Origin of the sequence: Ruminococcus sp. N15.MGS-57 (assembly GCF_000980385.1) — a bacterium.
In the GTDB taxonomy this organism is placed as follows: domain Bacteria; phylum Bacillota; class Clostridia; order Oscillospirales; family Ruminococcaceae; genus Hominimerdicola; species Hominimerdicola aceti.
This window is the reverse complement of the sequence record NZ_LARF01000016.1, coordinates 16,306-32,001: the sequence shown is the minus strand read 5'-3', so window position 1 is coordinate 32,001 and position 15,696 is coordinate 16,306. Positions and strand designations below refer to the sequence as shown.

Here is a 15,696-nt window from a genome sequence, read left to right as displayed (position 1 = left end):
TTATTCACCCTTTCGGAAGTCATAATTGCCGAGAAATTCTTTCATATCCAGTATTATGGTTATACTGCCGTCACCGAGTACCGAACAGCCTGCCATGCCTGATTCCTTGAGGGGATAGGCGTCAAGGAGAGGTGAGAACGGTTTTACTACCACCTGCTGGTCAACTGTTATCCTGTCTGCCATGAGGACGGCTTCCTTGCCACCGTCTTTACAACAGAGCATTATGCCCTTTGTTACGTCCTTTTCGGCATTTGGTATATCAAAATGGTCGCTCATTCTGATAAGAGGCAGACATTTTTCACGGAGCATTATAAACTCGTTGCCCTCGGGGTCGGTGATAAAGCTTTCGGCTTTGCAGGAGAAAGCTTCGGAAACTGCGGAAACAGGCAGAGAGAAATTCTCGCCCCCTACGTCAACGCTTAAAACGTCAAGGATAGACAGAGAGAGTGGTATCCTGATAGTAAAGACAGAGCCTTCGCCAAACTTGGAGTCAACATAGAGCTTTCCGCCGACTTTCTCAAGGTTTTTCTTTACAACGTCCATTCCCACGCCTCTGCCTGAATATTCGGTTATTTTATCATTGGTGGAAAAGCCTGCGGCCACGACAAAATTGAATATCTCTTTGTCGGTATATTCATTCTCAGGCTTTGTGAGCATACCGTTTTTCTTGGCTTTCGCCATAAGCTTTGCGGTATCCATTCCTGCACCGTTGTCACGGCAGGAGATAACCACTTCGTTGGAGTCATAGCCTGCGCTCAGAGTAACTGTGGCAGGCTCGGTCTTGCCTGCTTTTGCACGGACTTCGGGGTCTTCTATGCCGTGGTCAACTGCGTTTCTTACAATGTGCATAAGGGGGTCGTTGAGGATATCTACGATAGATTTATCCACTTCCGTTTCCTGCCCTTCAAACACAAGAGTAACGTTCTTTTTGAGCTTTTGGTTCATATCCCTGACAACACGGTTCATCTTCTGAAATGCTGTGGAAATAGGCACCATTCGTATGGACATTACAACGTCCTGAAGCTCATCGGTAAGCTTTTTCAGCTCACGGGAGGATTTATTGAAGCGGTCAAGGTTTATCTCGGCTTTTTTCAGGTCGGGAGAGGAGATAACAGAACCTTCGGTTATAACGATCTCAGCCACAAGGTCAAGAAGTCTGTTGAGCTTATCGAGCTTGACGGATATCATGGATTGCTCATGCTTTTCGGCATGCTTTTTGGGGACTGCATTTGCAGGCTGAGCAGGCTTTGGGGCTGGTTTTTCCGGAGCAGACTTTTGGGCAGGCTGAGGTTTTTTGGCTGCGTTAGCAGGTTGCTCAGGCTTTTTCACCTGCTCAGCTTTGTCAACGTTCACGGCGTTTTTCATAAGGTCAAGGACGCCATTCGGGTCATCGGTGATAAGCTTTATGTAAAGTCCCTTTTTGGATATCTCGTCCCCTGCATTGTCAGCGTCAAGATCCTCAGGGAAAGTTTTTATTACCTCGCACATTTTACCTAAAGCACGCAAAAGCACCAATGCACGCATATCAGGCATTGCACAGCTTTCGGAATATGTGATCTTATAGGTGAGGACTCCCTCTTTTTCATCATCAGGGAAAAGCCCCTCATAGGTGTCGGTATCGGCTGAGGAAGTATCGGAACTGTCTGTGGCAGGCTGACCTTTCATGGTGGCAGCAAAGGCGTGTATCTTATTTTCAAGCTCTGAAAAATCGGTGAGCGGAGCGTCGTCATAGAGTGAATCAAGCTCAGATTTAAGATTATCGGAGGCTGAGAAAAGAAGCTCATAGAGAGCAGGTTTGTCATATTTCACAGTAGGGTCTTCACGGATAATGTAGAAGAGATCCTCAACTGAGTGGGCAAGGGTAGACATATTGTGCATACTCATCATGGCGGCAGAGCCTTTAATAGTGTGCATGGTACGGAATATCTCGTTGATATCGTCGGAGGAGATAGAGTCTTCCTGCTCGGTGCGCATAAGGATCTCGTCCAACTTTTCCAGAAGGTCGCCTGTTTCAAAGACGAACATATCCGCCATATTTTCCATACCGCTTTCAAATTTCGGCAAAAAAGTCACTCCCTTTCGGTGCTGTTGAAGCATACGGATATAATCAATAATATTATAGCAAATTTTTTGATATTTTTCAAGCATTTTTGTGCATTTTAAGTAAAAGAAACGATCAAGTGAGGAGTTAGGAATTAGGAATGAGGAATTAGGAATGAGGAATGAGCAAAGCTGCCCCCAAGCACCGAGCGAAGCGAGAGATAAAGCGCACGCTCAAGCTCGGCGCTGGAGGGCTTGTGGGGTCTAGGGGCAAAGCCCCTAGCGGAGTATGAGGCAGAGCCTCATTCGGCGATAGCCGACTAGGTGCAGATTGTAGTATTAAAAGCATATAGAAATAAGATATCAGACAAAAGAAATATCGGAGTAACACAATCTGCACCGCTATTCTATCCCAAAGCAAAACGTATATCCGCAAAGAGCGGAGCGATTTTGCGGCGGCAGAAACTTGCCCGAATACCTGTAGGGGAGCAGCGCAATTTCTGCTTTGCAGAAATACGACGTCCCGTTTCGAGGAGTTGTGGGGGGTTGAATTTGTACAAACCATGTAGGCGAATAAAGGCGGGCGAACGCTGTTCGCCCCTACCGCCATTTGTGGGGTTATCGGGGTTTGTGCAATAATTTTTAGTGGTTATGTTTCGCAATATTGTGTATATGTGTCGTATGGCATTTTGAAACAACGTGCTGAACTTTGTATGGTTATCGCAGGATTGGACAGGCAAACAGGTGCGGGCTGTCGAGGGCGCCAGCCCCTACATGGTTAAAAATGACAAATTGCGGATAACGCAAATAAAAAATGCGAAACGAAAACCGTTCCGCATTGGTATCATATCAAATTATTTTTCCACCGCATATCACCATGTCAGGTGATACCATTACATCAAGTGGGTCGCCGCTGAATAGGGTGAGGTCTGCGTCAAGCCCTGTCTTTACAGAGCCTACCCGGTCGGATATGCCTGCTATCTCTGCCGCTGTGCAGGTGATAGCTTCAATGCCCTTTTCATAGTCAAGACCGTTTTTTACTGCAATAGCCGCTGACAAGGGCAGATATTCTATCGGCACTTCTGCGTGGTCGGTGCAGATAGCTACCTTTATGCCGTGAGAAGAAAGTATGCCTGCGTTTGCCGGAGTCAGATTTGCCATTTCAGGCTTGCACCTGTCGCATATTACAGGACCTATCACACAGCTTGCTTCTTCCTCTGCAAGCTCGTCAGCTATGATATGACCGTCAGTGCAGTGTATAAGTACATAGTCAAGCTCAAATTCTTTCGCTATCCTTATGGCGGTGAAAATATCGTCCGCCCTGTGACAGTGAAAATGCGCCTTGACTTCGCCTCTGAGAACAGGGAGCAGAGCCTCCGACTTCATGTCAAACTCAGGCATATCCTCCTCGCTTCCCATTGCACGCTCGACCGCTTCACCGTATTTCTGCGCCTTTATAAGTGCTTCTCTTATTATGCCTGCCACTGCCATTCGGGTGTAGGGGGCGTCCTCTTTGTCAGAATAGGTGAGTTTAGGGTTTTCACCCATTGAGAATTTCATTCCAACTGTGCCTACAAGCATTTTATCTATTCGCTTGCCATAGGTTTTTACTGCCGCAATACTGCCTGCAACAGGGTTTGCTGAGCCTGGGGATACAAGACAGCAGGTTACACCTGCTTTTCTTGCAAGCTCAAAGGAATAGTCGATTGGGTTTATGCCGTCAACAATGCGGATATGTGCTGTGCATGGTTCAGATTCCTCGTTGAAATCCTCGCCCTCCATGCCTACGCCGCTTGTGGATAGTCCAAGATGTGTGTGAATGTCGATAAAACCAGGGTAAATTGTTCTGCCGTTGCCGTCTATGTCCTCGGCTGTGACAGCTTCGGGAGAGCCACTTTCTACAGCGGAAATAATGCCGTCTGTTATTTCGACCCAGCCGTTTTCAATAACACGTCTGTCGCTGTCCATGGTCTTTATTTTAACGTTGTAAATTTTCATATGCAGTTTTCACCATTCTTATTTGCCTGTTGAGCCAAAGCCGCCTGCGCCACGCTCTGTATCGGAAAGCTCTGTTACTTCCTCTACTTCGGGAGTGAAAACAGGGGTTATCACAAGCTGTGCGATCCTGTCGCCACTGTTTATGGTGTAGTCCTTGTCTGAACTGTTGTGGAGAGCGCAGATTATCTCACCTCTGTAGTCCCAATCAACAACGCCAACGCAGTTTGCAGGGGCAATGCCGAACTTTGATGCCAGTGAGCTTCTTGCATAGATAAGAAGAACGCAGTTTTTCTCGCCCTGAACCTCGGCTGATATGCCTGTGTGTACTTTCTCGGTCTGACCTGCTTTTATGGTAACAGGTGCGTCTGTGCAGGCACAAAGGTCATAGCCTGCGCTAAATTCTGTTTGTCTTGCAGGGATAACTGCATTTTCCTTAAGCTTTTTTATAAGTAATCTCATTTTATAAAACTCCTCTGTAGTATAGGCCATTGGTGGCGTTTTCGGGCTTTGCGCCCCTTTCGCCATGGTAAGCCTTTATTATTTCGTTTATCCTGTGGGCATTCTCCTCATAGAAGTGAAGCTCCATATAGTCGGCATTGTCGAAATCCGTCAGCTTGTCTGCAAGATACAAAATATCGGAATTTAGTATCTCTGCGCAATCTCTGCCCTTTGGACATCTCACCGGAAACTCTCTGCCTGTGCGGTCAAAAAGCTTGCCCTTGCAGTTTTTACAGCCTATATCGTTTCTTATAGGACAGTTTGCTGTGAGCATAAGGGGAAGTCTGCCGTATGCCACAAAGCCTATCTCAATGGGCTTCTTTAACTTTTCTATCTGCGACGCTTTAAGCTCAAAGGACACTGTGCAGTCTTTTGCACCAAGTTTTTTTACCTCGTCCAATGCGGCTGAGTTGCAGAGATTGAATGAATAGCCTGCGTGAAGCTCAAAGCCAAGGTCATTCGCAATAAGGCAGTGACCGATATTCATGGCGAGCATTTTTGTTATGCCTGCTTCTTTTACGGCTGAAAGCTTTTCACATAGGGCTTTCTCGTCGAATGTGAAGCGTGGCATTATTATCATAAGCTTGCTTTTGTCTGACACGATCTTTGCCGCTTCTGACGCTATCTCTATTGGCACACCCACAAGCTCTGTTTTGTCAAGGTCAACACCCTCAAGCTGAGAGAGCTTTGAGAGCATTATGCGGATCTTTTTGTGTTCATAGGCTTTTGGCAGGGTAGGAAGATCGTCAAGTGCTTTGTCGGTGAATTCGGCGGTATGGGTGAAAAAGTCTATACGCTTCTGGTCAAGCTTTTCTACCGCCTGCCGTCTTAGGTCATTAAGTGCGGAAGCTGGATAGGCAAGGTCTTTGCCTATGGCGGCTTCAAGTCCTCCGAACTCGTATATGGTGTCCCCAAGCTTGGAGAGCTGTTTTTTTACATAGTCGCTGTCGCAGGCCTTTTTCAAGGCTTTTTGTGGTATATCGCCGTAAACGGTCACGGTGTTTCCCTCGCTGTCACGGAGAGAAAGCTCCGCCTGAGAACTTTCCTGAAGCTTTATGGTGAAAAAGGCTTTTGTGCGCTTTTCACATCTGCGGTAAAGCTCATGAAGCTCGGGAAGAATTTTGGCGGTAGCGGAAACGTCCTCTTTCTGCCTTGTGCCGAACATTTCTCTGCCTAATCTGCCATTGTAATAGCCGTCTGTAAAGCCCCCGCGGGAAAAGACCGCTTCAAGGGCTTTCAGGTCATAAGGCTTGTTTTCCAGAGAATTTTTACAGCAGTTCACTGCCGCCGCAACATATTCAGGGCGCTTCATTCTGCCCTCTATTTTAAGAGAGAAAACTCCGTCCTTTTCGAGCCTTTGGAGCTTATCAACATAGGACATATCTTTCAGAGAGAGGGCGTAACGCTCCTGCCCCTTTGTTATCTTATCCCCTTGCGCAGGAAGTCTGCAAGCCTGAGCACAAAGTCCTCTGTTGGCACTTCTCGAACCTATCAACGCACTCATATAGCACTGACCTGACACGGACATACAAAGTGCGCCGTGGACAAAGACCTCTGTTTCGATGCCAAGGGCGGTGAGTTCTTTTATGGTATGCTCGGGAAGCTCTCTTGACAGGACGGCTCTTGAAAAACCGAGCTTTTTAGCCATTTTCACACCGCTTTCGCTGTGGATGGTCATTTGGGTGGAGGCGTGATATTCAAGGTCGGGGCAACATTCACGGCATATTTTCACAAGGGCTAGGTCTTGGGTGATAAGTCCGTCAACGCCAATTTCTGCGGCAAACTTGACGGTTTTTTTGCACTCTTCGAGCTGTTCGTCAAAGACAACAGTGTTTATCGCCTGATAGACCTTTACACCTCGCAGGTGACAGAGCCTTACGGCTTCTTTTAGTTGTTCATCTGTGAAATTGGCGGCGTTTTGTCTGGCGGAAAATTTCTCTCCCCCGAGATAAACTGCGTCACAGCCGCTTCTAAGGGCGGCTTCGAGAGCTTCAAAAGAACCGCAGGGGGCAAGTATCTCAGCTTTGTGAGCCATTAATGGCTTCCTCCCTCGGGTCTGTAATTCACTGTGCCGACAAAATTGCCGTTGTTAGGCTGATTAGGGTGGACAGGTCTTTCAATAGCGTTCTTTATCTCCTGCGAAAGAAGCTCGTTTGCGTTTATAACTTCGTCCTCAGGCTCTCTTTTTACAACTGTGCGTGCTTCGAGCTGTTCTTCAAGGTCATGGACTTTTGCCTGAAGCTCTCTTATTTCTTTCTGAGCTTCGTCAGCCTGGCTTCTTGCTCTGCCTGCGTCGTCAACATAGTCCTTTATCTGGGTGCGGATATTTTCGATATTCTGATTTGCCTTGCTAAGCTCGTCAAGACAATCAAGTGCTGTCAGCACTGCGGCGTCCTGAACGGAAAGGCTCGGGATAGCTTTCATCATGCCTTTTATCTTTGAATTTATCACCAACGCAAGTTTATTGGTATACTCCTGCGACTCTTCGGAAAGCAGATTGTATGTACGGTTATAAATATTTACTTTAAGCTTGTTTTTCATAGCTTTTGACCTCCCTTTATTTTCTTTACTGTGAACTTGTATACTTAATTGTATTATACACTACTTTTTGAGAAAAATAAAGAGGGTAAAAAGAAGTTTTTTGTAAATACGCCCTTTGCGGTGGTTTTTGCTTGACATTTTTACAAATATGATATATAATTAATCATAGATTTTCTATAGGATTTATGAAAGGATCTGACGCTGATGAAAATATCCACAAAGGGAAGATATGCACTGAGGCTTATGCTTGACCTTGCTTTACATGAGCAGAGCGGATATGTGCCTATCAAAGTGATCGCTGAAAGACAAGACATCAGCGACAAGTATCTTGAACAGATAATATCCATTCTTGCAAGAGCGGGCTTTGTAAAGAGCGTTCGTGGTGCAGGGGGCGGATACAAGCTGGCAAAAACGCCTGCGGAATACACTGTGGGAATGATACTTCGGCTCACAGAGGGAAGTCTTGCTCCTGTGGCTTGTCTGGAGGGGGAAGAAAATACCTGTCCACGTCAGGATAGCTGTGCAACGCTGACGGTATGGAAAAAGCTTTACGGTGCTATAAATGGTGTTGTTGACGGCATTACCTTGCAGGACCTTGTAAATCAGGAAAATGCAAGGATAGATGATTACGTTATTTGATATTTTGTAGGGGCGGGCTTTGCTCGCCCGTTTTTTGTGCGATTTTAAGCTGTCTGTTTGCAGAATGGAGTGGTCTTGCCCATGACCGCTCTTTTTTTACGCCTTTTTATCTTCTACCTATAGCACAAAAGAAAGCCTATATGACAGCTTGGTTTTGTGCATAATTGATTTTGTCATGTTCTTGTAAAATTATTGTGGGATATGGTATTGCTTTGATGCACAAATGTGATGTTCGGATAGGACTTTTGGATTGTGCAAAAGATACAATTTGCGGTGGAAAAAGTGTGAAACTGAGGCATTTGCAAATCATAGTCTGGAGGTATAAAATAAGGATAGAAATTAAATTGGAGTGATAATAATGAGTACAACAGTTCAGGTAAAAAATTCAACAAAGCATATTCAGCTTATTTGTGTGACAGGTCTTTTTGCGGCAATGATATATGTTCTTACGGCATGGCTTCACATTCCTACGGGTGCAGGCTACACACACGCAGGTGACGGACTTATTTATCTTGCGGCTTCGATGCTTCCTACACCTTATGCAATGGCGGCAGGCGCTATCGGAGCAGGTCTTGCAGACGGACTTTCAGGATTTGTGGTATGGCTCCCTGGAACTATCGTTATAAAGGCTATAACTGCCCTTTGCTTTTCAAGAAAGACAGAGAAAATAATCTGCGTGAGAAATCTGCTTGGAATTATCCCTGCACTTGTTATATGCGTGGTATGCTACAGTCTTTATGAGGGAATTTTTATGGCAGGCGGTTTCTCAAAGAGTGCTATAATCTCGGCTTTCGGTCAGACTCCTGCTTACTGCATACAGGTGCTTGCAAGCTCGATACTTTATATAGTGCTTGGACTTGCTTTTGACAAGGCTGGACTTAAAAAGAAGTTTTCACATTTGTTTGGATAATTTATTGGCATAAAAGCGTGATAAGCAAAGTGGACGACATCAGGTCGTCCCTACGCATTTTGGCAAAAGAAAAAGGGGCGGAAGTCAAATTCCGTCCCTTTAACGTTATTTTTATGGAGAATGAAGTTACAAGCTATATCTTTGAATAGCCGAAGCTGTTTACCAAAGCGTCGACCTTCTGTCCTGATTTGCACATTGGGCATTCTGATGATGTATATGTCATGTAATCAGGCAGATCCTTTTCTGTGAAAAGGGCGTGGATAGCAGTGCCGTTGTTCTCTTTGATAGCGGAGAATATGGAAGCTATTCCCACAAGATTGCCGTTATAGTATTTCAGACAGTCCATTGCTCTGTTTATGCTCTTTCCAGTTGAAACGGAAGCGATAAGCAGAAGCACCTGCTTGCCCCATATCTTCTTCTGAGTGTTATCTCTGAATATCATCTGATTTACAGCGTTCAGCTCAGGTGTTACTACATTTACGTCTGCACCGCTGTTTATGCCGCTTTCGCCAAGGCTTTCAGCGAGAAAGGCACCGATGATCTCTGTACCTTCAAGGCATATGATAGTGTCGATATGTGTTGAAACATAGGTGGCTGCCAATGCCTTTGCGGCTTCCTTTGCCATTTTATAACCAGTTTTAAGAGATGTTATATCTACATAATAATTGATATGCGAGTGGTTAGTTGCATAGTGACCCGGTATAACGCCTATCTGTATCTTGCTGTTGCCTGCTGCCTGTATAATTTGCATACGTTCTTCCAAAATAAAGACCTCCTTACAAGTAAAGTATGAACAGTATGTTGCTATTCGTTATTATATCACATATGAACAAGATTTTCAATGCTATTTTTGATGAATTTTGCTATATATTTTTGTGACAATACACAATTAATAAACTGATAAATCAAAATTTACAGCGATTTATTTGTAATTCGTGAGGTGTTGTGTATATTGTTGTGTAAACTAATGTATGATTTGTACAAAATTCTGCTTGTAATTTTATTGGAAAATGTGTATAATTGAATGAGGGAAACTTTAAGCAGCTCTGTGATAAAGCTTTGCTGTTGATAAATGGCGTATCGGAGGAGGTCTTTTTATATGAGGACGAGAAAGCTTTTGTCGGGGCTTGGGGCGGCTGTGATGTCGCTTATGATGATAATACCGTGGGCGGTGTATGCGGACAGCCCTCAGGTGGAGGACAGTTCCATTGTGACGGAAAGCTCTGCGGCGGAGGCTATGGCGGAGCAGGGGGTCATCAAGGAGCAGAAGAACGCCACAGAGAACACGGAGACGGACTGGGTACTTTTCGGCTGTATCGGTGGCGGTGCGGTGGTAGTGCTTATAATGATAGGGCTTATGGCTAAGAAAAAATAATACATATTAGGGCGGCGTGGGCTGCCCTTTTTTTGTTGGGGTGATTTGTTACAATCTGTTTTGGTGAATGCTGTTTGCACCGAGAGTGTTGAAAAACATCAGGTGCCTCTGCGGGATAGTACGAGAGATTTTTTTTTGTTTGCAACTTTATTTGTTATTGCACGTCTTTATAGATGAGGGAAATTCTTATGAGTTTCTTAAAACAACGTCTTTATTTATTGACTTGTATTCTTTTTATGGTATAATGTATACATAAAAACAGATAAGAACAAAAGACAACAGGACAGCAAGATAACAAAGAATAATACGCCCATGCTATACCCTTATGGGGAAGGTGGGGCTGTATTATCCGTCTGGCTGCTGTCAGGCGGATTTTTTTATGCTGTTTTGGAAAAAATCACAAACGGAGGTATTGCAATGACCACGAAAAAAAGGATATGCACTGTTATAATAGTGCTTGTTATCGTCTGCACAGTGTGTGTGGGAGGCTTTTTCGTATGGAAAAAGACCGGCAAGGGAGGCTCAAAAAGCTCACAGAAGGTATATGTGCAGAAGGTATCGTCACTTAACACTGCGTCGGACTTCAAGCTTTCTAATCGCTCGTTTTTGGGCGTTGTTGAGGCACAGGAGTCTGTGGACGTAAAGTATGACAGCTCAAAGACGGTGGCCGAGATACTTGTTAAGAACGGTGACTCTGTTAAAAAGGGCGACAAGCTTCTTACATATGACGTTGAGGCTATAAATCTTCAGCTTGAGCAGGCTAAGCTCGAGGTGGAGAGGCTCCAGAACGAGATAGCTTCAAATAAGAGCCAGATAGCTGAGCTTGAAAAGGAAAAGAAAAACGCCGATCAGGACGCTGCCGTGTCATACACGACCCAGATCCTTTCTTTGCAGAGCGACAATGCTAAGAACGAATATGATATAAAGGCTAAAAACGTTGAGATCAAAAAGCTGGAGGCTTCCACAAAGAACGCATACGTCACCGCTTCTATCGACGGAACTGTAAAGAACGTCAAGACGGTGGACAAGCTTCAGCAGGACGGCGGCGACGTTATAATGCAGATAACAGAAGAGGGCGACTACAGAATAAAGGGCAGATTCAACGAGCAGAACAGCAAAGATATCATGCAGGGAGCTTCTGTTATCGTAAAGTCAAGGCTTGATGATTCCACTTGGAAGGGCGAGATAACTTCTGTTGACACAAGTCCGCAGAAAAATTCTGGTGATGATATATACAGCTTCGGTTCAAGCGATGAGATGAGCCAGTCTTCAAACTACGCTTTCTATGTTAAGCCTGAGAACTTTGACGGTCTTATGCTCGGTCAGCACGTTCTTATCGAGATAGATAACGGTCAGGATACTTCTATAAACAAGACGGGCATATGGCTCTATTCCGACTTTATCTGCAAGGACGGCAAGAAGAACTACGTTTGGGCTAAGGACAAGGACGGAAAGATAGAAAAGAGATATGTTGAGATAGGTCAGAAGGACGAGGATAACGGTGACTGCGAGATAAAGTCAGGTCTTGAAAAGGGCGATTATATCGCATACCCTGACAAGTCTATCGAGGAGGGCATGACGGCTACCACAAATGAGGCTGACGTGTCTGTTCCACCTAATGACCTTGGCACGGACGACAACAGTGACGGTGATACCGAGGGCGGTGACGAGGACATCGCTTTTGACGGAAGTGATGAGGACGGCATGGCTATAGACGAGGATATGCTTGCAAGCATGACGGACGAGGAGATAGAAGAATACTTCAACAAGCTTTACGGTGAAGAGGAAAATGCAGAAAATGCAGACGGTGAGAATGCCGACGCTGCTGATGCTGACGCAGCTTTCGCTGAATAAGGAGGGCTTGCAATGGTATTTGAACTGAAAAATATCTACAAGGATTATTTGCAGGGCAAGGAAGCTGTGCCTGTGCTTAAGGATATTTCCCTTGAGGTTTCAGAGGGGGAATATGTGGCGATAATGGGTCCGTCAGGCTCGGGAAAGTCTACGCTCATGAACATTATAGGCTGTCTTGACAAGCAGACAAAGGGAAGCTTTGTTTTTGACGGCTGTGACATTATGCAGGCAAAGGATAGGAAGCTTTCGGAGATAAGAAACAAGAAGATAGGTTTTGTATTTCAGAACTTTAATCTGCTCCCTAGACAATCAGCACTTGAAAATGTGGAGCTTCCGCTGCTTTATGCGGGGGTAGGCAAAAGAGAAAGACGTCAGAGAGCAAAGGCGGCTCTTGAAAAGGTGGGGCTTGCACAGAGAATGATGTTCAAGCCTACTCAGCTTTCAGGCGGTCAGAAGCAGAGGGTGGCTATTGCAAGGGCGATAGTCAACAATCCAAAGCTTCTTCTTGCAGACGAACCCACAGGCGCTCTTGACACAAAGTCGGGCGATCAGGTAATGGAGCTTTTCAAGGAGCTTAATGACGACGGTGTTACTATCGTTATGATAACACACGAGCCTGACATTGCAAGATGTGCAAAGAGGATAATGTATATCCGTGACGGCGAGCTTCATGGAGAAAAGGCAGGTGAGCAGGAATGAAAAAGGTAATAATAACACTCCTGTGCATAGCTATCCTCGGCGGAGGCGGATATGCGGGAGCAATGAAATATAAGAAAAATCAGGACAAGAAAACTGTTGTGGCGGTAGTTCCTGTTGACCTTATGGCGGAAACTGCGGATGCGTACGAGTGGGACAGCTCAACGAACATGGACGGGCAGATAGTTTCTGCCAACGCTCAGAGAGTTACTCTTGACAACGAGAAGCTTGTTAAAAAGGTGTTTGTGAAAAAGGGCGACACTGTGAAAAAGGGCGACACTATACTTGAATATGACATGACGGTGGTGGAGCTGGAGCTTTCACAGAAAGAAAATCAGGTAAAGGTCTGCGAGCAGAACATCAAAATGGCTGAAAAGGAGCTTGCTAAATATAAGCTTTTAAAGCCTTCTGAGGACGCACCGCAAGAGCCTGACGATCCAGAGCCTGAGCCAGACCCAGAGCCGGAACCAGAGCCAGAGCCAACTCCAGATCCTGAGCCAACTCCTGAGCCTGTGGAAACTGTGGACGTTGTAAAGGCTGTTTTCCAGACGAAAAATGCAGGCACAAAGGACGATCCTTATATTATAAACTGCAACAGGAACACAAAGGTATCCAGAGCGTTTCTTGAAAGGATAAAGACAACGGGGGCTTATGCGGAGCTTTGCGTTTATGATGATAATTCAAACTTTATATACAAGTGGATAGTCAACCGTGAAACAATTGGCAAAAAGGCTCTTGCAGACTGGACAGTTTCACAGGGGATAACTGAGGACAAGGAAAGCGGTACGCTTTCTCTTGACACTTCTGTGGAGCAGTTCGGCAAGTTCTCTATCGTTGTGCCTGCAGGCTCAGACCGCAGTGATGACAGTGCTGACGATAGCGATGATACTGATGATATCGACAATGGCGGTGATGTGGATATACCTGATAATGGTGATTATGATGATAATGACGCCGGCATAGATGTCACTCCTGCTGACCCGTCACAGACGGACGGTGCAAATTCAGGCTCTGAGGACTATATGCACAGCCGTGCAGAGATAAAGAAAATGATATCAGAAAAAGAGGACGAGATAAAGAGCTTAAAGCTTAACCTTAAGTCTGCAAAGCTTGACTACAATGACGCTTTGAAGAAAAAGACAGACGGCAAGGTAGTGGCTAATATCGACGGAGTCGTTAAAAAGATAGGCACTGTAGGCGACGCTGCCGCAGAGGGCGATAATTCGGACGATGGTGACGACAAAGACGATAAGGACATTACAGACAGCAGCACGGACTACAGTGGTGACAGCTCTGATGATGACGCTTTCGCAATAATCGAGGGCGAGGGCGGAGTTTCCGTTACTTTTAGTGTGGGCGAGCTTAATCTTGACAGAGCGGCTGTGGGAAACACTGTTATGGTGAACTCATACAACACGGGAATGAGCATTGACGCTGAGATAACAAAGATAAGCAGCGAGCCTACGTCATACTCGTCAAACAACTGGGGTGACAATCCTAACAGCTCCACCTACACTATAGAAGCTAAGCTCAGCGACAGCACGGATTTCAACGTGGGCGACTGGGTAGGCGTTTCATTTGTGAATGACACCACGACCAGTGACAGCGTTTATCTGCCTATACATTATGTAAGGCAGGAAAACGGAAACTACTATATAATGAAAGCCGACAAGGACGGCAGACTTGTGAAAAGCTACATAAAAACAGGCAAGATAATGTATGGCACTAATATCGAGGTCAAGGGCGGACTTTCTATGAAAGATAAGATATGCTTCCCATACGGCAAGGACGTCAAAGAGGGCGTAAGGACAAAGGAGACCGACAAAGTCCTTTATCCTGAGTATTAAAAGGGGGCGGATAATATGATAGAAAATATCAGACTTTCATTTAAGGGAATACTTTCACATAAGATACGCTCGTTTCTTACTATGCTTGGTATCATTATCGGTATTGCGGCTATCATTGCTATAGTTTCCACTATCAAGGGTACAAATGAGCAGATAAAGAACAATCTTATCGGCGCAGGAAACAACACGGTGAAGATCCAGCTTTCAAACGGCGACACTGTTTGCGACTTTTCTTATGAAGCGCCACCGTCGAATGTGGCAATGTTCACACCGGACACTAAAAAACGTATCAACGAACTTAAAGAGGTGGAGTCAAGCACTTTTTACCGCACAAGAAACAATCCTGACAATCTGTTTTATCTTAACAACAAAATGGATTCGTCAACTATATACGGAGTAGACAAGGATTATTTTGACACTGTTGGATACGAGATAGTTGAGGGAAAGGGCTTTGCGGAGAGAAACTTTACCAAATTTGACAAGGTGGCAGTGGTAGACAAGACGCTTGCAGAGGGTCTTTTCCAGGGTGAAAGCCCTGTGGGAAAGGTCATAGACATAAGTGGCGAGCCGTTCACTGTAATAGGCGTGGCTGTGAAAAATTCAAACTTTGAGCCTGTTATAAGCTCCGTGGAGGACTACTACACATACAATCAGACATCAAGCGGACTTGTCTTTATCCCCACAAACGATTGGGGGATAGTTTTCCGCTATGATGAGCCAGAAAACTGTATCGTAAAGGCTGTGGACACGGACTCGATGACGAATGCGGGCAAAAAGTCGGCGGATATTCTTAACGAGAACGTTTCGGCTGTAAAGGGCGGAAGTAAGGAAACCAGCGCTTCTGTGGAATACAAGAGCGATAGCTTGCTGGAGCAGGCGAAGTCATTGCAGGATCTGAGTTCATCGACTAATAAGATGCTTATATGGATAGCTAGCATCTCTCTGCTGGTAGGCGGTATAGGCGTAATGAATATTATGCTCGTGTCGGTAACAGAGAGAACGAGAGAGATAGGACTGAAAAAAGCACTGGGAGCAAGGAAAAAGAGAATTCTTGCACAGTTTTTGACAGAAGCGGCAGTGCTTACGAGCATAGGCGGAATAATCGGAGTGCTGACGGGCATAGGGCTTTCACAGGTAATAGCGAAGGTAGCGGAAGTGCCTGTGGCGATATCCTCGGCGTCAATAGTAGTGTCGGTGGTATTTTCAATGGTAGTTGGAATAGTATTTGGACTTATTCCGTCCATAAAGGCGGCGAAGCTCAATCCTATCGACGCTTTGAGATATGAATAATAAGCTAT

General features: G+C 45.3%; 13 protein-coding genes. 7 read left to right on the top strand and 6 right to left on the bottom strand.

Features of this window, described 5'->3' with window-relative positions; genetic code table 11:
• The 5 genes from WS40_RS04710 to zapA form a co-directional block, all read right to left on the bottom strand.
• Positions 1–2,064, bottom strand: coding sequence for a chemotaxis protein CheA (locus tag WS40_RS04710; protein ID WP_325208416.1), 2,064 nt, complete (start codon positions 2,062–2,064; stop codon positions 1–3).
• Between the two features lie 825 nt (positions 2,065–2,889).
• Complete coding sequence (locus tag WS40_RS04705) at positions 2,890–4,038, bottom strand: amidohydrolase (RefSeq protein ID WP_046440596.1); 1,149 nt, start codon at positions 4,036–4,038, stop codon at positions 2,890–2,892.
• Positions 4,039–4,056: 18 nt separating this feature from the next.
• On the bottom strand, positions 4,057–4,497 hold the full coding sequence (dut, locus tag WS40_RS04700) for a dUTP diphosphatase (RefSeq protein ID WP_046440594.1): 441 nt from the start codon (positions 4,495–4,497) through the stop codon (positions 4,057–4,059).
• Position 4,498: 1 nt separating this feature from the next.
• A complete protein-coding gene (locus tag WS40_RS04695) occupies positions 4,499–6,571 on the bottom strand; it encodes a U32 family peptidase (RefSeq protein WP_046440592.1) in 2,073 nt (690 codons plus the stop codon).
• Positions 6,571–7,077: a cell division protein ZapA gene (gene zapA / locus WS40_RS04690; RefSeq protein WP_022288696.1), complete on the bottom strand. Its 507-nt coding sequence runs from the start codon at positions 7,075–7,077 to the stop codon at positions 6,571–6,573. The genes WS40_RS04695 and zapA overlap by 1 nt, the downstream gene beginning before the upstream one ends.
• Positions 7,078–7,281: 204 nt before the next feature.
• Between zapA and WS40_RS04685 the strand changes: the two genes are divergently transcribed.
• Positions 7,282–7,716: an RrF2 family transcriptional regulator gene (locus WS40_RS04685; protein ID WP_046440590.1), complete on the top strand. Its 435-nt coding sequence runs from the start codon at positions 7,282–7,284 to the stop codon at positions 7,714–7,716.
• Positions 7,717–8,074: 358 nt separating this feature from the next.
• Positions 8,075–8,626 (top strand): TIGR04002 family protein, encoded by a 552-nt coding sequence (locus tag WS40_RS04680; RefSeq protein ID WP_046440589.1) that lies wholly within the window; start codon positions 8,075–8,077, stop codon positions 8,624–8,626.
• 133 nt (positions 8,627–8,759) lie between these two features.
• Here WS40_RS04680 and WS40_RS04675 read toward each other — a convergent pair whose 3' ends face one another.
• Positions 8,760–9,389 (bottom strand): phosphoribosyltransferase, encoded by a 630-nt coding sequence (locus WS40_RS04675; RefSeq protein ID WP_022288693.1) that lies wholly within the window; start codon positions 9,387–9,389, stop codon positions 8,760–8,762.
• Positions 9,390–9,725: 336 nt separating this feature from the next.
• Between WS40_RS04675 and WS40_RS04670 the strand changes: the two genes are divergently transcribed.
• The 5 genes from WS40_RS04670 to WS40_RS04650 all read left to right on the top strand — a co-directional run bounded on the left by WS40_RS04670 (position 9,726) and on the right by WS40_RS04650 (position 15,688).
• The gene (locus WS40_RS04670; protein ID WP_289148436.1) at positions 9,726–10,001 is read left to right on the top strand and encodes a hypothetical protein; all 276 of its coding nucleotides are present in this window, start codon (positions 9,726–9,728) and stop codon (positions 9,999–10,001) included.
• Between the two features lie 417 nt (positions 10,002–10,418).
• Positions 10,419–11,855 (top strand): efflux RND transporter periplasmic adaptor subunit, encoded by a 1,437-nt coding sequence (locus WS40_RS04665; protein WP_046440585.1) that lies wholly within the window; start codon positions 10,419–10,421, stop codon positions 11,853–11,855.
• A 12-nt stretch (positions 11,856–11,867) separates the two neighbouring features.
• The gene (locus tag WS40_RS04660; protein WP_022288690.1) at positions 11,868–12,554 is read left to right on the top strand and encodes an ABC transporter ATP-binding protein; all 687 of its coding nucleotides are present in this window, start codon (positions 11,868–11,870) and stop codon (positions 12,552–12,554) included.
• The gene (locus WS40_RS04655; RefSeq protein WP_046440583.1) at positions 12,551–14,398 is read left to right on the top strand and encodes a biotin/lipoyl-binding protein; all 1,848 of its coding nucleotides are present in this window, start codon (positions 12,551–12,553) and stop codon (positions 14,396–14,398) included. Before WS40_RS04660 ends, WS40_RS04655 begins: the two co-directional genes overlap by 4 nt.
• A gap of 15 nt (positions 14,399–14,413) precedes the next feature.
• Positions 14,414–15,688 carry an ABC transporter permease gene (locus WS40_RS04650; protein WP_038670279.1) on the top strand — a complete coding sequence of 425 codons (1,275 nt, stop codon included), beginning with the start codon at positions 14,414–14,416 and terminating at the stop codon, positions 15,686–15,688.
• The last annotated feature ends 8 nt before the right edge of the window (positions 15,689–15,696 follow it).